The following is a 20,268-nucleotide window of genomic DNA, read 5'->3' as shown; positions in this document are numbered from 1 at the left end:
GCTGCACTGCGCGGACACCCCGTAGAACCATGCAAAGCCCTAACCCTGCGCCGCTGGCGAGCTACATGGACCTGTTGCTGGACGCCGTTTGCGCGGTCGACAAACAGGGCCGTTTCGTTTTTGTCAGCGCTGCCTGCGAGCGGATTTTCGGCTACACGCCTGACGAACTGATCGGCCGCTCGATGATCGAGCTGGTGCACCCGGCCGATCGCCAGCGCACCCTCGCGGCCGCAGGCGAAATCATGGGCGGCGACCCGAAGCACAATTTCGAGAACCGCTACCTGCGCAAGGACGGCAGCGTCGCGCATATTTCCTGGTCGGCGCGCTGGTCGGAGGTCGACCAACTGCGCATCGCCGTCGCCCGCGATATCACCGAGCGCAAGCAGGCCGAATCGCGGCAAGCGGCGTTGTACGCAATTTCCGAGGCGGCGCATGCGGCGGAAGATTTGCTGGCGCTGTTCAAACGCGTCCATTTGCTCATTGGCGAATGGCTGCCGGCGCTGAATTTTTCCGTGGCGCTGTACGACGAACACTGCGGGCAGCTGAATTTTCCCTATCACGTCGACGATCACGAATTGCAGCCCGAGCAGCCCGGCACCGTCATCGGACGGCTTTGCGCGCAAGTGATCCGCAGCGGCCAGCCAATGTTGCTGACCCCGGACAGCGCCGATGCCACGCCCGACTTCGCTGCGCTGGTGGCGGAGCAGAACGCGCCTTGCTGGCTCGGCGTACCGCTGAGCTCAAAAAACGGCACCATCGGCGCCTTGATCGTCAAAAGCCTCGCTGGCGGCGAACGCTACACCGAGCAGGACAAGGAACTGCTGCAATACGTCTGCGCACAAGTCGCCACGGCCATCGAACGTCAGCAACTGCATGCGCGGCTCAAGCGCATGGCGCAATATGATCAACTGACGCAACTGCCCAACCGCGAACTGCTGCGTGATCGGCTCAGGGCTGCGTTGGCCCATGCGCGAACCGTGCACGGACACATGGCGCTGCTGTATGTCGATCTGGATCGCTTCAAACAGGTCAACGACACCCATGGCCATGCCGTCGGTGACATGCTCCTGCAAACCGTGGCCAATCGGCTGAAAGGCTGCGTGCGTGAAACCGACACTGTGGCGCGTATCGGTGGCGATGAGTTTGTCGTGCTGTTGCATAGCGTGCATGCCGCCGAAGATGCCGACAGTGTCGCCGGAAAAATCCGTCAGGTGCTGGCGCAGCCCATGCGCCTCGACGGCCATGACCTGCGTATCGAACCGAGCATCGGCGTGGCGCGTTTCCCTGAACACGGTGAAGAAGAACAGCAACTGTTCCGGCATGCCGATCAAGCCATGTATGCGGCCAAACGCCTGAATCATCGGGCATTGGGCAGCTGAAGCGAGCGCGCCGTTCGTCGCGGTTCAGGCAGATTTTCTAAACCTTTGACCGCTAAAGCATTCCTAACTGAGGCGGACAATTGTCCGCCGCGACATTTGAGCAGCGGGCGAATCACGGCCCGTTTGAATTTTCCACGAAGGAGGGCGCGACCATGAGCCGGATGGCCACCCGTTTACGTAACGTCAGTTTTGCAACCCTGCTGGGCCTGTGCGCCAGCAGTGCGTTCGCCCAGTCGCCTGCCGAATTCATCAACGATGCCTCCGCCAAAGGCATGGCTGACATCGAAGCCAGCCGTCAGGCCCACGGCAAGACCGAATCGAAAGAGGTCAAGGATTACACCATCGTTGTGATCAACGACCGCACTACAGCCAACCAGCATCTGGCGAAGATCGCCAAGAAACTCGACCTGCCGGTTGCCCCCCGCGAAGAACTCGCCGACAAGGCCAAAGAGTTGATGCCGGAAGTGAAGGACGGCGCGACATTCGATCAGGCTTACGCCGCCAGTCAGGTCAAGGCGACCGAAGAGGCCATCACCCAGATTGAGCAACAGGCACAGACCACCGACGTGCCGGAAATCAAAGCGTTTGCCGATGAGACTTTGCCGAAGCTGCAAAGCCATCTGGAGAAGGCCCGGGCGTTGCAGGCCAGTCGCTAACTTCGCCGTATTGTTCAGCGCGAACGAAATCTTGAGTTGAAAAGCGATGCTTCCCCTGTGGGAGCGAGCCTGCTCGCGAAAGCGGTCTGTCAGTCAATGATGTTTTGACTGACCCTCCGTCTTCGCGAGCAGGCTCGCTCCCACAGGGTGTGTTTACTTGCTCAGCACTCATTCAAATCCTGCTTTGGCTTGCTCTTGTCGCCAAGCCCCTCAAGATCGAACACCTGATTCTCACCCAGCGCGCGGTAATGCCGGCGCAGCGCTTCAAGCTGTTTCAGATCCAGCGCCTCCAGCCCGAGCATCGCGTTCTGCGCTTCCTTGTTCACCCGCAGCAGCTCATCGAGTTTCAAGTGCAGAATGTCGGTATCGCGGTTCTGCGTGTTCTGAATCAGGAATACCATCAGGAACGTGATGATCGTCGTCGAAGTATTGATGATCAGTTGCCAAGTGTCGTTGTAACCGAAAATCGGCCCGCTCAAACCCCACAACCCGATCAGAATCAACGCCCCCATGAACGTCTTCGGGCTACCGGCCCACAGGGCAAGTTTTTGGGCAATTTTTGCGAATTTCATGATGGGAGTCCTTGTTTTGGGAGCTTGAAATTCAGACATCGGCGTTGCGCTGAAAATTCTGTTTACAAGTTTCGGTGCAGGACTTTGGTAGGGAAGGCGTACGGCGCAGATCGCGGTATCGTGTCGACAGTCGACAGAAAACCCCAACAGGAGAACGCAATGAGTTGGTCTGCCCAGCAATACGTCGCTTTCGAAGATGAACGCACCCGCCCGGCCCGTGATCTGTTGGCGGCGATACCCACGGCGCACGCCCGGGCGGTGGTGGATATTGGTTGCGGGCCGGGCAATTCCACCGAGTTGCTGGTGCAGCGTTTTCCCGAGGCCCGGGTCAGTGGCCTGGACAGTTCGGCGGACATGATCGCCGCCGCGCGCAAGCGCTTGCCCGATGTGCAGTTCGAGGTGGCCGAGATCGACAAGTGGACCGATGAAGGCCCGTTCGATGTGATCTTCGCCAATGCGGTGCTGCAATGGGTGCCTGATCACGCTTCGTTGCTGCCAGCCCTGGCGAGCAAGCTTTCAGATGGTGGCAGCCTGGCGATCCAGATGCCGGACAACCTCAACGACCCGTCCCACCGCTTGATGCGTGAAGTCGCCGCCAATGGGCCGTGGGCGAGCAAGCTGGCAGACGCAGCCGGGCAGCGTACCGACATGGCCAGTGCCAGTGAGTATTTTTCAATGCTGCGCCCGCATTGCGCGCGGGTCGATGTGTGGCGCACCACCTATCACCACCGACTTCGGGACGGGGCGGCGGGGGTGGTGGAGTGGTTCAAGGGTAGCGGGTTGATTCCATTCCTGAGCCCATTGACCGAGGAGGAGCGGGCGCAGTATCTGCGGCGGTATCTGGCGGAGGTTGCCAATGCTTATCCGGCCTTGGCTGACGGCTCGGTGCTGTTGCCGTTTCCACGTTTGTTTATTGTTGCGACCCGTTGAAAATATTCATTCGTCTAGCTCGTTTTTTATCGTGAGTTCGACGCATTGGTTCAGGTCGGCGTAACTCGCAAGAACAACCCGATCGGTCCCCTCTCCCTCGGGAGAGGGTTAGGGTGAGGGGCTCGCTGGCGCTTGAAAACCCGATCACCGCTGCGCCGCCACCATCATCGTCCTCTGGCATCCTTTCAACTCGTTCACGCTGAACTCGTCGGAAATTTCCTTCTGTTTTCCAGGCTTTTACACGTGGTGCGCCATGGCTGTTTAAAGTCGAACCGCGTTACGTCCCGATGCCTACAAATCCTTGCGCCGCTGCCTACCGGTACGCCAGAATCCGCCGGCTTGTGCGCCTGGAGGGCGGTCGGTAACTTGGTTCGCGTCACTGATTTCCAGTGATCGGGTTTAGCAGCCCGGCCAGGATTGACCAACGGTTGCACATGTACCTTCCAGTCAGGCTTCGCCTGCACTTGTTGGTGGCTGTGCGCATGGCACCCTCGGGTGCGCCGGGTTTTGGACTTCCTACCGGTCTGCTAAGGAATACGCAAGCCATCGTGCAGACGTTTGATCATTGCCAGACTCAGCTTGCGCTTGCGGTTCAATACTTCCGAAACATGGCCACTGGTGCCAATAAAGGACTCGAGATCCCGCGGCGTCAAGCCTTGCTGATCCATACGGAATTTGATGGCTTCAATGGGATCAGAGGGCGGCATCGGAAAATGCTGCTCCTCATACTTTTCAATCAGCAGAGCGAGAATTTCCCCAAACGTCAGACATGAAAAAACCGGCGACTTAGAGCCGGTTGGGCAGTAAGAATTTTTTAACCCTGCTGCAAGACCTTCAACGCCGCCGAAGCCAGAAACCCCGATCGGCTTTTCTCCTCAGGATGATGCAACACGTACTCATCAATGCGATTGAGCAAGTGCCCCGGCAGAGTGATGTTGAGCTTCTGTGCTTTGCCCAGGTATTTGACCACGTCGATATCCACTACCGCCCACGCACATCCGGCGTACTGCGGATTGGCGACATGCAGGCTCAATTTGCTGGCCGATGGAATCGGCGCACCGTCGTCTGCCAGAATTTCGAAATGACCTTCGATCGCCTCGCGCGCCATGGCGACAGCGTCATCAAGGTCGTCGCCGGCAGAAAAGCAGCCAGGAATGTCCGGCACTTCAACTCCCCACGCGTGTTCCTCGTCGCCTATTGAAATCGCAATCGGGTAAAGCATGTTCGAGATCCTCCAAGGCAACGCTGAGAACGGATTCAGAGCATGGCCTGTTGCAAAATACTGATGGCCGTTTTTTTGAGCAGATCCTTTTTTGGATGCGGCACTGTTACCAATCCTGGTTTGGTTGGATGTTTGAAGTGGTGATGACTGCCCCGGATACGTACCAGAAACCAACCGTCCGCGACGAGTTGTCCGATTAAAAAACGGCTGTTCACAACACCTCCCTGTGATGTGCTTGGTGGTTACTATACCTACTGAATTCTACAGATCAATAGACTTGCTACCGTTCAGCCATTGTGGCGTCCGGCGAGGTGGTCAACCCAGTCTAGGCCGCGTGTGTTTGGAGGAACGATGGTTGTGTTGCAGTGTTTTGCGGTGACATTTACGCGGCAAAATGAAAGCAGATCGCTCAGCCAGGCATTGCGACTGATAGAGCGAGCCAGGCCGTAAGGAGGGCGACGTTGGTAACGATCCTTCTCTGGATGATTTTCAGAGTCGCTGGGGTTCTTTTTGGAGCTGAAGGCTTTTCCTTGGAAATTGTCTTTCACCAACTTCCAGACACAAAAAAAACCGGCCATCAAGGCCGGTCTTTTCTATTCCTGCATCCCCCGTCGGACAACACAACGCGAGATCAATATTCGGTGGAGCGGGTAGAGGGAATCGAACCCTCATCTAAAGCTTGGGAAGCTTTCGTTCTACCACTAAACTATACCCGCTCAGAGCGGCTGACTTTGTACCAGACTCGGCCACGGATTTGAAGTTTTCTTTTCTCTGCGAGGGCTTTGCCGCGCAGAAATCGGTCGATCGCGAGCAAGGGCTGCACCGGTGCAGCAGGCACTTCAAGCTTGCAGCCTTGCCCGCGATGACGCTGTTTCAAATGGCCAGGGCATGGTGATCCTGCACAAACGAGTAGCGCGTTCGGCTGGCTTGCGGCGCAGGTTTCAGAAAGCCAAGCAGGGCGTTCTGGCTGTCGCGGCAGGCGGCTTTGTGCTCCATGTCGAGGAAGTGCCCGGTGGCTTGCAGGGTGGTGAAGCTGCTGTGCGCTACGTGATTGCCAAACAGGCGTGCGTCTTCAGCGGCGGTGTATTCGTCCCATTCGCCATTCAGGAACAGCACCGGCACGCTGATCTTTTTCGCCGCATTCAGATAGCACTGGCGATCGCTGTGCAGCACGTCGTTGATATGAAAATGCATCTGTCCGTATTCATGTTCGGCGAGGCTGCTGACGTGGCGATAGTTGAAGCGCTTGAACAGCGACGGCAGGTGTTTGCCAATCGTGTTGTTGACCAGATGGCCGACCCGGTCGCCGTCGCGGCTGCCGAGGTAGTCGACGCCGCGCTCGAGGTAATCGAGCATGTGCGCATTGATCACCGGTGAGAACGAGCTGATCACGGCTTTTTCAATGCGCCGCGGTTGCTGGGCGAGGGCGACCAGGGTGGCGGCGCCGCCCCAGGAGAACGACAGCACGTGTTCGGCGGCGAAGTGATCGATCAGCTCCAGCAGGATCTGCCCTTCGACTTCCTTCGTCAGATGTTTCTCATGCCGGTTGTGGGCTTTTGAGCGGCCCGCGTAGGGCTGGTCATAGCAGACCACGTTGAATTGCGGGTGCAGGTTTTTCACGGTCTGTGCAAACGACGCAGTCGTGGCCATCGAGCCGTTGACCAGAATGATGGTCTTTTCTGCGGCGTCTGCGCGATAGAACTCCGTGTAAACCCGATACTGACCCTGTATATCCAGCACAGCGATTTCTGGCCTCATGTCATAAGACTCCTGGCAAGCAAGCGGGTATGCGCGCAATCGAGATTGCACGAGCTTTGTGACAGGTAGGCATACGCCTGAAATTTGCTGGCCCATGTCGATCCGGTACGGCAGGTCGACGGGTGTTGTTATTGGCGGGCAGATTGCCGGCTGAGGCGCAGCCCTTGAGGGCAGACGACCGACAAAAAGTTTCTTGGAAGTATGTGGTGACTCATCGGTCACATTTCGGCCGACGTCCTGATTCAAGCAGGGGACTCAGGATCACGCAAGTGCCTTCGGCGAATTGTTCGACAACTTCGGCTGAGCGGTCGCCGGCTTAGAACAAATGAATCTCTTCGGTGCGCAAAGCGCGGTACTCGCCCGGTTTTAGCGCGTGATCGAGGGTCAGTTTGCCCATGGATTCGCGGTGCAGGCGCAGGACTTTGTTGTTGAAGAACCCAAACATGCGCTTGACCTGATGGTAGCGGCCTTCAACGATGCTCAGCCGTGCCGAGCGTGGGCCGAGCAGCTCCAGTTGCGCCGGTTGCGTGGTCAGATCTTCGAAAGCGAAGTAAATGCCCTCGGCAAATTTCAACGCATAGCTCGGGTCGATGTCCTGTTCGGTTTCGACGTAATAGACCTTCGGCAGTTTGGTTTGCGGCTGCGTCAGGCGTCGCGACCAGGTGCCGTCATTGGTGATCAGCATCAGCCCGGTGGTGTTGAAATCCAGACGCCCGGCGATGTGCAGATCGTCCTTGTGCGGTTCATCGAGCAGGTCGAGCACGGTCGCATGCTGCGGATCGCGGGTGGCGCTGACGCAGCCCGGCGGTTTGTGCAGCATGAAATAGCGAGCCGGCTTACCGCTTTGCAGCACCTCATTGTCAACTTCGACCCGGCTGAATTCCAGTACGTCACTGTGCGGGTCGCTGACGACTTTTCCGTCAATCCGCACGCGCTTTTCCACCAGCAACAGGCGAACCTGCTGACGGTTGTAGCGGGGCAGATTGCTGAGGAAGCGGTCGACGCGCATGGTCAGGATTCAACAAACAAAGGGCCGCGCATCTTACGGGATCGGCCGCCGGCCTGCTTGCAGTTGCGCTTCGACCTGTGCGCAGCGCGGGCACAGGCAGGCTTGATTGCGCAGCGCGGCCGGCAGCGCGTCGAGCACCGCCGGCTCGATGGTCACGCCATAGCACCAGCATTCGCGGTCGGCGGTGCGCGGGTCGGCGAGGCTGCAATCGTTGCGGGCGCCGCAGGCCGGGCAGTGGTCGGGTTTGACGTCGTTATCAGGCATAGGTCGAGTGCGGCATTTCCATGCAGGTGCGGTTGCGCCCGGTTTGCTTGGCGCGATACATCGCATGATCAGCCCGCGACAGCAGGCTGTGCAAGGTGTCATCGCGTTGCACGGTGGTGGCGCCGATGCTCACGGTCAGATGCAGGGTGTGGCCATCGTAGGCATATTCGTGTTGTTCGACGTGCTGGCGGATCTTCTCGGCGATTTTCTGCCCGGTCTCACCGTCGGTGTCTTTCAACAGAACGATGAACTCTTCACCGCCCCAGCGGCAGACGATGTCGGCGTGGCGCAGGCAACTTTGCAGGTCGCGGGCGAAACCGATCAACACCTGATCGCCGGCCATGTGTCCGTAGGTGTCGTTCAAGGCTTTGAAGTGGTCGAGGTCGAGCAGCAACGCGGTCAGCGGCTTGGTTTCCCGTTGGGCCTCGTGCAGCGCTTGCGCGGCGAGGATGTCGAAGCCGCGTCGATTCGGCAGTTCGGTGAGACTGTCGAGGGTGGCGTGCGCCTGAATCTTCGCCTGGAAGCGCTTGATCACTCGATTGAGCAAGGCCAGCACGATCAACGTCACCAGCAGGCAAATCAGCAGGTTGAGATACAGCGACTGGCGGATCTCGCTCAGCGCGCCGTCCTCGCGTTTATCGACGAACAGGTACCAGTTCAACTCGGGGATAAACCGCACGTTGAGAAAATGCCCCTGGCCGTGGGTGGAATATTCGTAGCTGCCGCTGTGTGGCTTGGGCAACTGGCTGACCAGACTTTTCATGCTCTCCAGTTCGCCAAGACTCTGGCCGATGTGCGCACCTTCCGGGCCACCCTCGGCACCGGTCAATACGAGGCGGCCGAAGGTGTCGACGAAGTACACGCTGCGTTGATAGCGCTGTTGATACTTGTCGATCAGCTTGATCACCGCGTCCACGGTCAGGCCCACGCCCGCCGCCCCGATGAAGCGGTTGTGGTAGTCGTAGACCTTGTAGTTGATGAAGAACGTCAGGTTGTCCTTGTTGGCCAGATCCGGGTCGACGTTGATCTCGTACGGGTCCTGCATGTCGCGCACGCGGAAGTACCAGGTGTCGCGCGGTTCATCGACTTTGACCTGCTTGAGCACGCCTTTGGCGTGGTAGTAGGTGAGCGTGGCATTGGAAACGAAGAATGCGGTGTAGGCGCCGTAATGGGTCATGACCTCGTCGAGATAGCGGGTCATCTGCTCGGGATTCTGCTCGCCGTTGACCACCCAGTCGCGCATGAACGTATCGCGGGACATCATCGAGGAAATCAGGATCGGCCGGACCAGATCTTTCTGGATTTCCGAATAGACCGTGTCGGAAGTCAGCGGCAGTTCAGTGTTGACGATGTTGTCGCGGATCGACTCGCGGGAGGCGAAATAGCTCAACAGTGATGTAGCGAGAAACCCGGCGCCGAGCAGGGCGACCAGGGTGAGCACCAGTGAACGTTGCGAGTACAAGGGAGAACGAAGCGGCATGGCAGATCCGTTGGCAGTGGCCCGATGGGATGCATTCTAGTGGCACTGCGCGCAAATAACTGCTCCCTGTGCGGCGTGAATGGTCGTTCCTTTATTCGGGGGTGGTGCGCCAGAACCTGTGGGAGCGAGCCTGCTCGCGAAAGCGGTGGGTCAGCCACATCAATGTTGAATGACATACCGCATTCGCGAGCAGGCTCGCTCCCACAGGTCGACAGATTCAGGCCAGGGTTTTGAGGTATGCCCGCCATCCCCCCAAATGACTGATATCCACCGCACCCTCCAGGCCATACGGCTCGCAGATAAACCCGCTCTCCCAGCGCCCATCCGCCAATTGCACCTTGCCCAACCCGAGCGGCGCCGGAATCCCGGTGAGAAACGAGCCCAGCTCGCTGCTCGGCAATTCCCAGACCTCCACGGCAATCGCCACGCCGGCGTCCTTGACCCGCACCATCCCCGGCCGCAATGGCGGGCCGCCGGCGAGGGCGTGCAGTCGATAGTCCGGCGAACTGAACGTGGTTTCCAGCAAGCGCCCGCCACGCTGGGTCAGTTGCCAGTTCAACGCCAGCCCTTGCAGGTGCGCGCCACACACCACCAATCGAGCGCGGCCATTGCGCGCAGGGTTTGCCGGAACTGGCAGGGCGCTGTCCTGCTGGCGCTGCAAGGCATCGGCCACGCTCAACAGATACTGATCGGTAAACACCCGCCCGAACAACGTCACGCCCCACGGCAAACCGTTGCCCATGAACGCGGTCGGCACGGCGACGGCGGCGTAGTCGAGCAGGTTCATGAAGTTGGTGTAATAACCGAGTTCGGAATTGCGCAGCACCGGCTCGGCCTCAAGCTCGGCCAGGGTCACCGGACGGCCGATGGTCGGTGTCAGCACGCAGTCGAGATTTTCCAGGGCCTCGTCGCAGAGGGCCTTCAGCGCCTGCAATCGATATTGCGCGCGGAAGGTCTGCACGCCAGTCACTGCCGGAGCCTTGGCCAGCACCGCACGGATCACTGGCAGCACCGCTTCGGGATTCTGCTCCAGCAGCTCACCGGCGACGCTGTAACGCTCGGCGACCCACGGCCCGTCGTAGAGCAGACGCGCTGCTTCGAGAAACGGCGACAGATCCAATTCGACTGCCTCGCCTCCCAAAGCCTTGAGCCGTTCGATGGCTGCTGCGAACAACTGTGGCCCCTCGTTGCAGCCGAAAAATTCAAGGTCCTGCGCCCGTGGCACGCCGAAGCGAAACGGCCGTGGCGCGCCAAATGCCGAGCCGTCGTTCCATGCCGGATTGCCTCGGCTGTATTCATCGCGAGGATCGTGTCTGGCCGTCAACGCCAGCAACTGACTGGCCTCGCGAGCAGTGGCGGTGAAGGTGGTTACGCAGTCCAGCGTGCGGCACGCCGGCAGCACGCCGGCGGTGGAGATCAGGCCTTTGCTCGCCTTCAAGCCAACCAGATTGTTCAGCGCCGCCGGCACTCGCCCGGAACCGGCGGTGTCGGTGCCCAAGGCAAAACTCGCCACGCCCAACGCTACCGCCAGCGACGAGCCGGCGCTGGAACCGCCGGACGGATACTCCGCCAGCACACTGTTCGGGCACGCGCCGTAGGGCGAGCGGCTGCCATTGAGGCCTGTGGCAAACTGATCAAGATTGGTCTTGCCCAGCGGTATCGCCCCCAGCGCCAATAGCTGCTCGACGATGGTCGCCGACTGCTGCGGCACATAGGCAAACGCCGGGCACGCGGCTGTGGTGGGAATGCCGGCCAGATCGATGTTGTCCTTGATCGCGAACGGCACGCCATACAGCGGCAGACTGTCGAGGTCACGACCGTCGAGGGCGGCGAGGTATGGCTCCAGTTCATCGACGCTGAGCAAGTGGATGAACAGGTGATAGTCGGGGTTCAGCGCAGCGGCTTTTTCGCGCAATTGCAGCAGCAGTTGGCGCGGTGTGGTATCGCCATTGCGATAGGCCTGGCGTAGTGCATCGAGTTGCAGATTCATCGGTTGATCCTTTTCAGAAATGGCTTCAGTCGAGTTCCAGCACCACCACCCGTTGTCCGGCACGCACCGCCGAACCGGGTTGCACGCGGATCTCTCGCACGACACCGGCCAGCGGCGCGAGCACAGGGATTTCCATCTTCATCGACTCGAGAATCACCAGCACGTCGCCCGCCGCGACACGCTGGCCGGCCTCGACCTGCACCTGCCAGAGATTGCCGGCGATGTGGCTGTCGACGCTGTGTTCACCGCTTTGCAGTGGAGCTTCTTCGCTGGCGTCAGGCACGGCTTCTTCGCTGTCGAAATGCGCCTGGCCGCTGGCGATCCAGCGCTCGCGTTCAGCTTTGAACGCGCCCTGTTGCTGCGCACGGAAGGCGCTGATGCCCTCGGCTTGCTGACTGAGAAATGCCTGATAGTCGGCGAGGTTGAGTTGGCTGTGTTCGATGTTCAGATCGAAGCGCCCCAGCGGGAAATCGCGGCGGATGCGCAGCAGTTCTTCAGCGCTGACCGGGTAGAAACGGATCTGATCGAAGAAGCGCAGCAGCCACGGTTTGCCATCGAACGCGGCGACTTCGCGATAGCGATTCCACATCTGCAGAGTGCGCCCGACAAACTGATAACCGCCCGGGCCTTCCATGCCATACACGCACATGTAGGCGCCGCCGATGCCGACCGAGTTCTCGGCGGTCCAGGTACGCGCCGGGTTGTACTTGGTGGTCACCAGACGATGACGCGGGTCGAGCGGCGTGGCCACCGGCGCGCCGAGATAGACGTCGCCAAGGCCCATCACCAGATAGCTCGCATCGAACACCGTGCGCTGCACTTCGTCGAGGTTGGGCAGGTCGTTGATGCGCCGGATGAACTCCAGATTGCTCGGGCACCACGGCGCGTCCTTGCGCACGGTGGTCATGTATTTCTCGATCGCCAACTGACAGGCCGGGTCGTCCCACGACAGCGGCAAGTGCACGATGCGCGAAGGCACCTGCAAGTCCTTGGCGGCGCACACCGCGTCCCATTCGCCGGCGATGATGCCGAGCAGATCGGCCAGCGGCAGTTGCTCCGGCTGGTAGTGCACTTGCAGCGAGCGAATGCCCGGGGTGAGGTCGATCACGCCATGCAGGGCTTGGCTTTCCAGCGCCTGCATCAGCGCGTGGGCGCGGAAGCGCAGGACCAGATCGAGCTCCGGCGCGCCGATTTCCAGCAGTAAATGAGTGTCGCCAGAAACCCGCCCGACAAGCCGCCGATCCCCCTGACCCAACTCAAGAACCACAGGCGACACAATCCCTTGTGGGAGCTGGCTTGCCAGCGATGAAGTTGATGCGGTGTCAGATCGGGCACCATCGCTGGCAAGCTCGCTCCCACAGGGAGCATCCCATTTCAGGGCGAGATCGCGGGCGGTCTTGAGGTCGACGGGAATGAACTGAATTTTATCGCCCGCCTTGAGCTGCCCCAGTTGCCACAGATCCGCCTCGATCACCGTCACCGGGCAGACAAACCCACCCAGACTCGGGCCATCCGGGCCGAGGATCACCGGCATGTCCCCGGTGAAATCCACCGCACCAATCGCATACGGATTGTCATGGATGTTCGACGGGTGCAGACCCGCTTCACCGCCATCCTCTCGCACCCACTCAGGTTTCGGTCCGATCAGGCGCACGCCGGTGCGGCTGGAGTTGAAATGCACTTCCCACTGGGTCGCGAAGAACGTGGCGATGTAGTTTTCGCTGAAGTATTCCGGTGCGCCGTGCGGACCGTAGATCACCCGGATCTGGCGCACGCTCGGCAGCGCGGTGATGTGCTGTTCGGCCAGTTGTTGGCCGGCGCTGTGGTCGGCCAATGCCGGCACATGCAACACGTCACCGGCCCTTAACGCCCGTCCGCCATGCCCGCCGAACTGGCCGAGGGTGAAGGTACTTTTGCTGCCCAGATAATCCGGCACCTGCACGCCGCCGCGCAGGCACAGATAACTGCGCGCGCCGGCGCCGCTGATGCTGCCCAGTTGCAATGTCGCGCCGGCCGGGATGAGCAGCGCGGTGTTCATTGGCATCGGTTCAGCGTCAAGGCTCAAGGCAATCGGCGCGCCGGTCACCGCGACCACCGCGTCACAATTGAAGCGCAGGATCGGCCCGCTCATGGTGATTTCCAGTGCGGCGGCGCCTTGTTCATTGCCGAGCAGACGATTGCCCAGGCGCAGCGCTCGGCTGTCCATCGGCCCCGACGGAGGCACGCCGACGGCCCAATAGCCGAGGCGGCCGGGATAGTCCTGCACGCTGGTCTGCGTGCCGGCGCTGAGCACTTCGAAGGTGTTGGCGTGATACAGCAGATTTTCCAGACAACGGGTCCACGGCTGACCGCTGGCGAATGGAGCATCGAGCAGAATCTGGCGCAGGTAATCGCGGTTGGTTTCCACGCCATACAGCACGCTATCGCCCAGTGCCTGATGGAGTTCGGCGCGAGCCTGTTCGCGACTCGGCGCCCACGCGATGAGCTTGGCGATCATCGGATCGAAATACGGCGGGATTTCCACGCCGGCCTCGACCCAGGTGTCGATACGCAACTCAACGCCGTTGGCTGGCGGAAACTGCACAGCGGTCAGCAGGCCCGGGCTCGGCTGGAAATCACGCCCCGGATCTTCCGCGTACAGACGTGCCTGAATCGCATGGCCCTGCGGTTCCAGGCCTTGATACAACTCGTTCAGCGGCGGCAGATCACCGGCGGCCAGCTCGATCATCCAGCGCACCAGATCTACGTCCCACACCTGCTCGGTGACGCCGTGCTCGACCTGCAAGCGCGTGTTCACTTCGAGAAAATAGAAGCGCTGAGCCTCGCTGTCGAAGACGAATTCGACGGTGCCGGCGCTGCGGTAATTCACCGCTTGCGCCAGTTTGATCGCCGCTGCGCACAGCTCATCGGCCATGCCTTCTGGCAGGTTTGGCGCCGGGGTTTCTTCGAGGACTTTCTGGTTGCGCCGCTGCACCGAGCAGTCGCGCACGCCGAGAGCGATGACGTCACCGCAGCCGTCGCCGAACACCTGCACTTCCAGATGCCGCGCGCGTTCGATGTACTTCTCGATGAACACCCCGGCGTCGCTGAAGTTGTTCTGACCGAGGCGTTTCACCGCTTCGAATGATTCGCTCAATTCACTGGCGCTGCGGCACACGCGCATGCCGATGCCACCACCGCCAGCGGTGCTTTTCAGCATCACCGGGTAGCCGACCTGTTCGGCGGCGCTCAGCGCGCAATCGAGGCTGTCGAGCAGGTCGGTGCCTTCGAGCATGGGTACGCCGTGCTGTTTGGCCAAGGCGCGAGCAGTGTGCTTGAGGCCGAACACCCGCAATTGCTCCGGCGTCGGCCCGATGAAGGCGATGCCCTGCGCTTCGCAGGCTTCGGCGAACGCTGCGTTTTCCGAGAGAAATCCGTAGCCGGGATGAATCGCCGTGGCGCCGCTTTGTTTGGCGATAGCGAGGATTTTATCGACGGCCAGATAGGTCGCGGACGCCGCGCCTTCGCCGAGGCTGTACGCTTCAGCGGCCTGGGAGATGTGCAGGCTGGCAGCATCGGCTTCTGAATACACGGCGACGCCTTGGGCCTTCAGCACGTTGATCGTGCGCAGGAGGCGACAGGCAATCGCGCCACGGTTGGCGATCAGGATTTTTTCGAACATGGCATAACCCCTGAAGGGGGAGCGGGCCGTCCCGCTGTTTTTCGACAGACATCCGGGCCGTCCCGGATGGAAAAAACATCACTCAAACTCACCGCAAACTCCTGTGGGAGCTGGCTTGCCAGCGATGAGGTCGGCACATCCAACATTGTTGGTGACTGAAACATCGCAATCGCTGGCAAGCCAGCTCCCACAGGACTATCAGTGCCTTGAAGGTTTCAGGCACTGCCCGGAACGCGCCTGGCACAGGGCAAAAAGCCAACGGCGTAAACGGCTGATGGTCAGTTCCATACGAGCAACTCCGCCGGGGTCGGGTTGTAGGCATTGCACGGGTTGTTCAACTGCGGGCAGTTGGAAATCAGCACGATGACGTCCATCTCCGCGCGCAAATCAACGTACTTGCCCGGCGCGGAAATACCGTCCTCGAAGGTCAGCCCGCCATCCGCCGTCACTGGCACGTTCATGAAGAAATTGATGTTCGGCCCGATGTCGCTCTTGCTCAATCGGCCGTCGTGGGCGCAGGCGCGCAGGTAGTTGTCGCGGCAGCTGTGCATGTAGCGTTTTTCCAGGGCGTAGCGCACGGTGTTGCTCTCTTGCGCGCAGGCGCCGCCGAGGGTGTCGTGGCGCCCGCAAGTGTCGGCAACGATGGTCAGCATCGGCTGGCCGAGGTTGGAATACAGCACGCTGCCGGTGCTCAGGTAGACGCTGTTCTGCCTACGCAAGGTGCGTTGCACGTCGTAGCGTTCCTTGGGGTTGGCGAGGCTGTAGAACAAGGTGTCGACGGCCTGATTGCCTTCCAGATCGAGGATGCGCAGGGTCTGCCCGGCCTTGACTTCCATCAGCCAGGGCTCGCCGGCGGGAATGGTCGCGCGGTAGATCGCGCTGTCGGCTTGCTTGTGCGAAGTGGCGATTGCGAGTGACATGGCAGCGATCCTCAGGCGAACAAACGGTCGGTGTTGATAAAGCCGCGCTCGTTTTCCGGGCGCGAAGTGCGGCAGTGTTCGGCGACGCTGGCGTCGGCGTTCATCCAGCTCAGCTTCAAGGGTTTCGGAGCGTATTCGGGTGACGGGTCCATCGGATGTTGCAGGGCGGTGAGCACCACCAGGGTGTCCATCGGCGCATACAACTCGATGTAGTCACCGGCCTTCGAGTTGCCTTCGACGAAGTGGAAACGCCCGGCCTCATCGACGTTCACGCGGCTGAACAGATTGAGGGTCATCAGCAGGTCGGACAGGCCCAGGCCCCACTTGCCGAGCTCCACCAGCAGGTTGTCGGTGCCATTGCGAAAGAAGCCGTTGCGCAGTTCCTGGTAGCGGCCCTGACCGTATTTTTCGGCGACTTCTTGCGCGCACAGCACGCCGCCGAGGCTGTCGCTCCAGCCGCAGGTGTCGGCGGTGATCGCGGCGAGTACGCGGCCCATGTCCGAGTACAGGCAGTGGCCGGCAGTGAGCTTGGCGGTGTGTTGGCATTTGAGGCTGTCGGGCAGGTTCAGTCGCTCGGTTTTTTCATGGGCATTGAGCAAGGTCAGGCTGACATTGGCGCCGCCGCGCAGGTCGGTCAGGCGCAGTAACTGGCCGCGCTTGAGCACGAACGAACGGTGGCCGCCGCCCGGCAGCAGTTCTTCAGCGAAGGGTGGGAAGAGTTGGAATGAATCAGTCATTGGAGCAGTCCTCTCAAGCAGTGCGAAGGGTGCCCGCCAGCGGCAGCGGCAGGGCCTCGACGGCGGCGCGCTGGGCGCGGCGGTCGCTGTTCAACGGGATGTCGTAGGTGATGCGTGCGCCATAGGCGCCGGGGGCGTGCGGGTCGAGGCGCACCTTGTCGAACACCAGCAGGCGCGTGCCGAGGCTGAAGCCTTCCGACAGGTCGTGGGTGACCATGAACACCGTCAGTTGCGTCTCGCGCCACAGCTCCAGCAGCAGCGCGTGCATGTCTTTGCGAATGCCCGGATCGAGCGCGCCGAAGGGCTCGTCGAGCAGCAACACGCGCGGCTTCATGATCAGCGCCTGGGCGATGGCCAAGCGTTGCTGCATACCGCCGGACAGCTGTGCCGGGTACTTGTCCAGCGCATGGCCGAGGCCGACTTTGCTCAGCAGTGCTGCAGCCTGTTCGCGGGCCTCGCGTTTGGCGTTGCCGAACAGCCGGCCAAGCAAGGGCGCGCGCGGCAATTCGAGACCGAGGGCGACGTTGTCGAGCACGCTCAGATGCGGGAACACCGAGTAGCGTTGAAAGACCACGCCACGGCTGGCATCCGGTTCGCCGGCCAAGGGCTGGCCGTCGAGCAGAATCTCCCCGCGACTGGCGCTTTCCTGGCCGAGCAGCAGGCGCAGGAAGGTCGATTTGCCGCAACCGGAGGCGCCGACCAAGGTGCAGAACTCGCCTTCGTTGACGCTCAGGTTGAAGCCTTCCAGAACCACTTGATCGGCGTACTGCTGCCAGACGTTTTTTACTGTGATGAAGCTCATTTCGCCGCACCCTCGTACCAAGGGAAAGCGCGCTGGGTCAGCTGTTTCAAGCCCCAGTCCATCAGCCAGGCGAGCAGGGTGATCCACACTACGTAGGGCAGGATCACATCCATCGCCAGGTAGCGCCGCACCAGAAAGATCCGGTAGCCGAGGCCATCAGTGGAGGCGATCGCTTCGGCGGCAATCAGGAACAGCCACGCCGAACCGAGCATCAAGCGCAGCGAGATCAGCAAGCGCGGCAACAACTGCGGCAATACCACGCGCAGCATCAGCGTCCAGGTCGAGGCGCCGAGGGTCTGCGCCTTGATCAGCAGTTCGACCGGAATGTCACGGGCACGCTGTTCCAGATCCCGGGCCAGCGCCGGGGTGATGCCAATCACGATCAGCATGACTTTCGACAACTCGCCCAGGCCGAAAACGATGAACAGAATCGGCAGGATCGCCAGCGGCGGCACCATCGACAGCACGGTCAGCAACGGCGACAACGGCGCGCCGAACAGCGGCAGCGTGCCCGCCGCTATACCGAGGCAAAGACCCGCCAGCGCCGCGATGCCGAGGCCGATGGCCAAACGGCGCAGACTCGACGCAGTGTCTTGCCACAACAGATATTCACCGGTGCGGCTGTCGGCGTTGAAGGCCAGGCGTTTTACCGCGTCGCTCATCTGCACGGCGCTGGGCAGCAGTTTGTCGTTGGGGTTGTCCGCCAGGCGCTCGGCCGAGCCTGTGAAGTAGGCGAACAGCACCAGCGCGAACGGCAGGATCACCAGCAACAGGCGGCTCGGGCGATCAGGGTGGCGATTGATCAGGCGCATGGCCAAATCCTCCGTGGCTTACAGCTTGGCGTCGGCGGCCATCTGCACGTAGGTCGGATCGAAACGCAGCTTGAGATTGGCGGTGTCGCCGCTGGTCACGCCGTTGGCGAAAGACATGCCGACCGCGCTCGGGTCCTTCGCGCCTTCGCCGAGCAGACCATGCTCGAAGGAGAATTCCGCGACCTTGCGCATGGTGTCCGGCAGTTGTTTGCTGGTGGCGAAATTCAGCGCTTCGCTCGGCGTGGCGAACAGTTTTGTGGTGTCCAGTTGCGCCTGGAAGCCGGCGAGATCAGTACCCGAGGCCTTGGCCATGTGTTCCAGCGCAGCTTTGCTCGCGGCGGTTTTCGCGTTCATCAAAGCGACCACTTCGAACCACGCCCCGGTCAGCGCTTTGCCCAGGGCCGGGTTGTCTTTGAGGGTGGCGCTGTTGACCACCATCATGTCCATGATCTCGCCGGGAATCTGGCTGGAATTGAACACTTCGGTGACGCCGGGTTTGGCCTTGATATCCGAGAGCATCGGGTTCCAGGTGGTCACGGCGTTGACGTCGTCGGTGTTGAATGCGGCGGCAATGTCGGCGTCGGAGGTGTTGACCACCTTCAGGTCTTTCTCGGTCAGGTCCACCGAGTCCAGCGCGCGAGCCAGCAGGTAATGGGAGACCGACAGCTCGACCAGATTGACGTCCATGCCCTTGAGGTCGGCGACTTTTTTACCTTCGCCTTTGAGCACGATGCCATCGTTGCCATTGGAGAAATCGCTGACGATCAACGCGGTGCTGTCAACGCCGCCGGCAGCGGGAATGGTCAGCGCATCCATGTTGGTCATGGTGCAGCCGTCGAACTGGCCGGCGGTGTACTGGTTGATCGATTCGACGTAGTCGTTGAGTTGCACGACGTCGATCTTGATTCCGTATTTCTTCGCCCATTTGTCGACGATGCCCTGGCTGCCGGCGTATTCCCATGGCATCCAGCCGGCGTAGATCGTCCAGCACACGCCGAAGTGGTCTTTCTGGGCGGCGGAAGATTGCGTGCTGATAAGCGCGGCGAAGGCGGCGGCGAGCAGGGCGGGGAAACGTAGTCGGATCATTGCGGATTCTCCAGTTGATCGAGGGCGGACAGGAAGGCAACGCGGCACCGCGAACGGTGGCTTGTCTCCCGGGCTTTTGTCCCGCCGTGTAACCTCAACTGGAGGTCGCCAACTCTCGGACCAGCCACTCGCGATTGCGAGCCGGAACCCTAGTCAGCCATTGCAAATTGTGGTGCCGCGAACCTGTGATGACTCCTGCACGGGTTTGCTAAAGCGAGAGGCGTGCCAAGTCGCGCCGAGGCCTCTGCGGCGGGGATCTGCTGGATTGCCGAGGTGAGCGGGGCGATCGATAGCGCATCGTGGTGGTGCGTGGTTGCACCGTCATGCAGCGTGTTCAGGGTTCACGGGGGGTTGATTTGCGGATTAACAAGATTTCATGATCACTTGTTTCAACTTGTTGCAGAAACGCACCAGATTCCGAAACCGCTGTCTGATTCTTCGACAGTCACGCAATTGCTGACGGTCGCCTGCCAGCGTCGCTGGTGTGGCCAACCCGCGGTCCAGGAGGCCGCCATGTATCGCCGAATCGTACTGCTTGCCGTGATGCTTTTTTCCCTTGGCGGATGCGTTCCTTATTCCTATGGAGACAGCTATTACAGGTCAGAGGTCTACACATCACCCGCACCGGCCTATTACAGCGGTGGCGGCTCCTATTACCGCAGCGGCGGCACTTATTACACTCAGCCGCGCTACTACCAGCCAGCGCCGCGGTACTACCAGCAACCGCGTTATTACCAGGCGCCTCGGCACTATCAACCGGCCCCGCGTCATTACGAAAGCCGTCGCTGGCACGGCAATGATCGCGGACGCTGGGACGGCCACCGTCGCGGCGGTTGGGACAATGACCACCGCGGTCGCGGCAACTACGATCGCCACAGCGGTCGTCGTGACTACAATGGCCGTGGCAACCGCTGGTAACTGACCGCAAATAAAAAAGCGGCGCACGATGCGCCGCTTTTTTTTGCCCGTCGAAAAGTCCTTCCGTGGGCC

At 60.8% G+C, this 20,268-nt stretch carries 19 protein-coding genes, 1 tRNA gene, 1 pseudogene and 1 riboswitch; of the genes and pseudogenes, 4 read left to right on the top strand and 17 right to left on the bottom strand.

Features of this window, described 5'->3' with window-relative positions; all coding sequences use genetic code 11:
• The first annotated feature begins 29 nt into the window (after positions 1–29).
• The gene (locus AAEZ10_RS13765) at positions 30–1,379 is read left to right on the top strand and encodes a sensor domain-containing protein (RefSeq protein WP_073475793.1); all 1,350 of its coding nucleotides are present in this window, start codon (positions 30–32) and stop codon (positions 1,377–1,379) included.
• A gap of 152 nt (positions 1,380–1,531) precedes the next feature.
• Positions 1,532–2,035: a DUF4142 domain-containing protein gene (locus tag AAEZ10_RS13760; protein ID WP_110644971.1), complete on the top strand. Its 504-nt coding sequence runs from the start codon at positions 1,532–1,534 to the stop codon at positions 2,033–2,035.
• 161 nt (positions 2,036–2,196) lie between these two features.
• Here AAEZ10_RS13760 and AAEZ10_RS13755 read toward each other — a convergent pair whose 3' ends face one another.
• A complete protein-coding gene (locus tag AAEZ10_RS13755; RefSeq protein WP_016771301.1) occupies positions 2,197–2,607 on the bottom strand; it encodes a low affinity iron permease family protein in 411 nt (136 codons plus the stop codon).
• Between the two features lie 159 nt (positions 2,608–2,766).
• Here AAEZ10_RS13755 and tam point away from each other — a divergent pair, with 159 nt between their 5' ends.
• Positions 2,767–3,537, top strand: a complete 771-nt coding sequence (tam, locus tag AAEZ10_RS13750; RefSeq protein WP_350569595.1) for a trans-aconitate 2-methyltransferase — start codon at positions 2,767–2,769, stop codon at positions 3,535–3,537.
• A gap of 527 nt (positions 3,538–4,064) precedes the next feature.
• On the opposite strand, the pseudogene AAEZ10_RS13745 reads toward tam, so the two are convergent.
• From AAEZ10_RS13745 to AAEZ10_RS13670, 16 genes and pseudogenes are all read right to left on the bottom strand, one after another.
• A pseudogene (locus tag AAEZ10_RS13745) lies at positions 4,065–4,292 on the bottom strand (transcriptional regulator); the annotation flags it as partial.
• A 59-nt stretch (positions 4,293–4,351) separates the two neighbouring features.
• On the bottom strand, positions 4,352–4,759 hold the full coding sequence (locus AAEZ10_RS13740) for a type II toxin-antitoxin system HicB family antitoxin (RefSeq protein ID WP_024011974.1): 408 nt from the start codon (positions 4,757–4,759) through the stop codon (positions 4,352–4,354).
• 35 nt (positions 4,760–4,794) lie between these two features.
• Positions 4,795–4,974, bottom strand: coding sequence for a type II toxin-antitoxin system HicA family toxin (locus tag AAEZ10_RS13735; RefSeq protein ID WP_016771297.1), 180 nt, complete (start codon positions 4,972–4,974; stop codon positions 4,795–4,797).
• A 72-nt stretch (positions 4,975–5,046) separates the two neighbouring features.
• Positions 5,047–5,337 (bottom strand): hypothetical protein, encoded by a 291-nt coding sequence (locus AAEZ10_RS13730; RefSeq protein ID WP_273528314.1) that lies wholly within the window; start codon positions 5,335–5,337, stop codon positions 5,047–5,049.
• Between the two features lie 64 nt (positions 5,338–5,401).
• Positions 5,402–5,475: transfer RNA gene (locus AAEZ10_RS13725), tRNA-Gly, on the bottom strand.
• Positions 5,476–5,632: 157 nt separating this feature from the next.
• Positions 5,633–6,517: an alpha/beta fold hydrolase gene (locus AAEZ10_RS13720; protein WP_016771295.1), complete on the bottom strand. Its 885-nt coding sequence runs from the start codon at positions 6,515–6,517 to the stop codon at positions 5,633–5,635.
• Positions 6,518–6,833: 316 nt separating this feature from the next.
• The gene (locus AAEZ10_RS13715) at positions 6,834–7,526 is read right to left on the bottom strand and encodes a pseudouridine synthase (RefSeq protein WP_350569592.1); all 693 of its coding nucleotides are present in this window, start codon (positions 7,524–7,526) and stop codon (positions 6,834–6,836) included.
• Between the two features lie 33 nt (positions 7,527–7,559).
• Positions 7,560–7,790, bottom strand: coding sequence for a cysteine-rich CWC family protein (locus tag AAEZ10_RS13710; RefSeq protein ID WP_073473113.1), 231 nt, complete (start codon positions 7,788–7,790; stop codon positions 7,560–7,562).
• Complete coding sequence (locus tag AAEZ10_RS13705; RefSeq protein ID WP_110644976.1) at positions 7,783–9,270, bottom strand: sensor domain-containing diguanylate cyclase; 1,488 nt, start codon at positions 9,268–9,270, stop codon at positions 7,783–7,785. The genes AAEZ10_RS13710 and AAEZ10_RS13705 overlap by 8 nt, the downstream gene beginning before the upstream one ends.
• Positions 9,271–9,487: 217 nt before the next feature.
• Positions 9,488–11,260 carry an allophanate hydrolase gene (atzF, locus tag AAEZ10_RS13700; RefSeq protein WP_350569589.1) on the bottom strand — a complete coding sequence of 591 codons (1,773 nt, stop codon included), beginning with the start codon at positions 11,258–11,260 and terminating at the stop codon, positions 9,488–9,490.
• Between the two features lie 25 nt (positions 11,261–11,285).
• Positions 11,286–14,921: an urea carboxylase gene (gene uca / locus AAEZ10_RS13695; RefSeq protein ID WP_350569587.1), complete on the bottom strand. Its 3,636-nt coding sequence runs from the start codon at positions 14,919–14,921 to the stop codon at positions 11,286–11,288.
• Between the two features lie 278 nt (positions 14,922–15,199).
• Positions 15,200–15,841 carry an urea amidolyase associated protein UAAP2 gene (locus AAEZ10_RS13690; RefSeq protein ID WP_016771291.1) on the bottom strand — a complete coding sequence of 214 codons (642 nt, stop codon included), beginning with the start codon at positions 15,839–15,841 and terminating at the stop codon, positions 15,200–15,202.
• 11 nt (positions 15,842–15,852) lie between these two features.
• Positions 15,853–16,578 (bottom strand): urea amidolyase associated protein UAAP1, encoded by a 726-nt coding sequence (locus AAEZ10_RS13685; RefSeq protein WP_350569585.1) that lies wholly within the window; start codon positions 16,576–16,578, stop codon positions 15,853–15,855.
• A gap of 13 nt (positions 16,579–16,591) precedes the next feature.
• A complete protein-coding gene (locus AAEZ10_RS13680; protein ID WP_350569583.1) occupies positions 16,592–17,380 on the bottom strand; it encodes an ABC transporter ATP-binding protein in 789 nt (262 codons plus the stop codon).
• On the bottom strand, positions 17,377–18,192 hold the full coding sequence (locus AAEZ10_RS13675) for an ABC transporter permease (RefSeq protein ID WP_024011982.1): 816 nt from the start codon (positions 18,190–18,192) through the stop codon (positions 17,377–17,379). Before AAEZ10_RS13675 ends, AAEZ10_RS13680 begins: the two co-directional genes overlap by 4 nt.
• An 18-nt stretch (positions 18,193–18,210) precedes the next feature.
• Positions 18,211–19,278 carry a putative urea ABC transporter substrate-binding protein gene (locus tag AAEZ10_RS13670; RefSeq protein WP_350569581.1) on the bottom strand — a complete coding sequence of 356 codons (1,068 nt, stop codon included), beginning with the start codon at positions 19,276–19,278 and terminating at the stop codon, positions 18,211–18,213.
• Between the two features lie 63 nt (positions 19,279–19,341).
• Positions 19,342–19,442, bottom strand: a riboswitch (guanidine-I (ykkC/yxkD leader).
• A 349-nt stretch (positions 19,443–19,791) separates the two neighbouring features.
• Here AAEZ10_RS13670 and AAEZ10_RS13665 point away from each other — a divergent pair.
• Positions 19,792–20,196 carry a hypothetical protein gene (locus tag AAEZ10_RS13665; protein ID WP_016771286.1) on the top strand — a complete coding sequence of 135 codons (405 nt, stop codon included), beginning with the start codon at positions 19,792–19,794 and terminating at the stop codon, positions 20,194–20,196.
• Positions 20,197–20,268 lie beyond the last annotated feature (72 nt).

Source organism: Pseudomonas sp. H26/SER47-MNA-CIBAN-0231, from assembly GCF_040310465.1.
In the GTDB taxonomy this organism is placed as follows: Bacteria; Pseudomonadota; Gammaproteobacteria; order Pseudomonadales; family Pseudomonadaceae; genus Aquipseudomonas; species Aquipseudomonas atacamensis.
The sequence above is the reverse complement of the archived record's forward strand: the minus strand, read 5'-3'. Positions and strand labels throughout refer to the sequence as shown.

Bases quoted from the DNA above. Each gene is read 5' to 3' on its own strand.
- AAEZ10_RS13765 (WP_073475793.1), top strand. From the start codon at position 30: ATGCAAAGCCCTAACCCTGCGCCGCTGGCGAGCTACATGGACCTGTTG.
- AAEZ10_RS13760 (WP_110644971.1), top strand. From the start codon at position 1,532: ATGAGCCGGATGGCCACCCGTTTACGTAACGTCAGTTTTGCAACCCTG.
- AAEZ10_RS13755 (WP_016771301.1), bottom strand. From the start codon at position 2,607: ATGAAATTCGCAAAAATTGCCCAAAAACTTGCCCTGTGGGCCGGTAGC.
- tam (WP_350569595.1), top strand. From the start codon at position 2,767: ATGAGTTGGTCTGCCCAGCAATACGTCGCTTTCGAAGATGAACGCACC.
- AAEZ10_RS13740 (WP_024011974.1), bottom strand. From the start codon at position 4,759: ATGCTTTACCCGATTGCGATTTCAATAGGCGACGAGGAACACGCGTGG.
- AAEZ10_RS13730 (WP_273528314.1), bottom strand. From the start codon at position 5,337: ATGGCCGGTTTTTTTTGTGTCTGGAAGTTGGTGAAAGACAATTTCCAA.
- AAEZ10_RS13720 (WP_016771295.1), bottom strand. From the start codon at position 6,517: ATGAGGCCAGAAATCGCTGTGCTGGATATACAGGGTCAGTATCGGGTT.
- AAEZ10_RS13715 (WP_350569592.1), bottom strand. From the start codon at position 7,526: ATGCGCGTCGACCGCTTCCTCAGCAATCTGCCCCGCTACAACCGTCAG.
- AAEZ10_RS13710 (WP_073473113.1), bottom strand. From the start codon at position 7,790: ATGCCTGATAACGACGTCAAACCCGACCACTGCCCGGCCTGCGGCGCC.
- AAEZ10_RS13705 (WP_110644976.1), bottom strand. From the start codon at position 9,270: ATGCCGCTTCGTTCTCCCTTGTACTCGCAACGTTCACTGGTGCTCACC.
- atzF (WP_350569589.1), bottom strand. From the start codon at position 11,260: ATGAATCTGCAACTCGATGCACTACGCCAGGCCTATCGCAATGGCGAT.
- uca (WP_350569587.1), bottom strand. From the start codon at position 14,921: ATGTTCGAAAAAATCCTGATCGCCAACCGTGGCGCGATTGCCTGTCGC.
- AAEZ10_RS13690 (WP_016771291.1), bottom strand. From the start codon at position 15,841: ATGTCACTCGCAATCGCCACTTCGCACAAGCAAGCCGACAGCGCGATC.
- AAEZ10_RS13685 (WP_350569585.1), bottom strand. From the start codon at position 16,578: ATGACTGATTCATTCCAACTCTTCCCACCCTTCGCTGAAGAACTGCTG.
- AAEZ10_RS13680 (WP_350569583.1), bottom strand. From the start codon at position 17,380: ATGAGCTTCATCACAGTAAAAAACGTCTGGCAGCAGTACGCCGATCAA.
- AAEZ10_RS13675 (WP_024011982.1), bottom strand. From the start codon at position 18,192: ATGCGCCTGATCAATCGCCACCCTGATCGCCCGAGCCGCCTGTTGCTG.
- AAEZ10_RS13670 (WP_350569581.1), bottom strand. From the start codon at position 19,278: ATGATCCGACTACGTTTCCCCGCCCTGCTCGCCGCCGCCTTCGCCGCG.
- AAEZ10_RS13665 (WP_016771286.1), top strand. From the start codon at position 19,792: ATGTATCGCCGAATCGTACTGCTTGCCGTGATGCTTTTTTCCCTTGGC.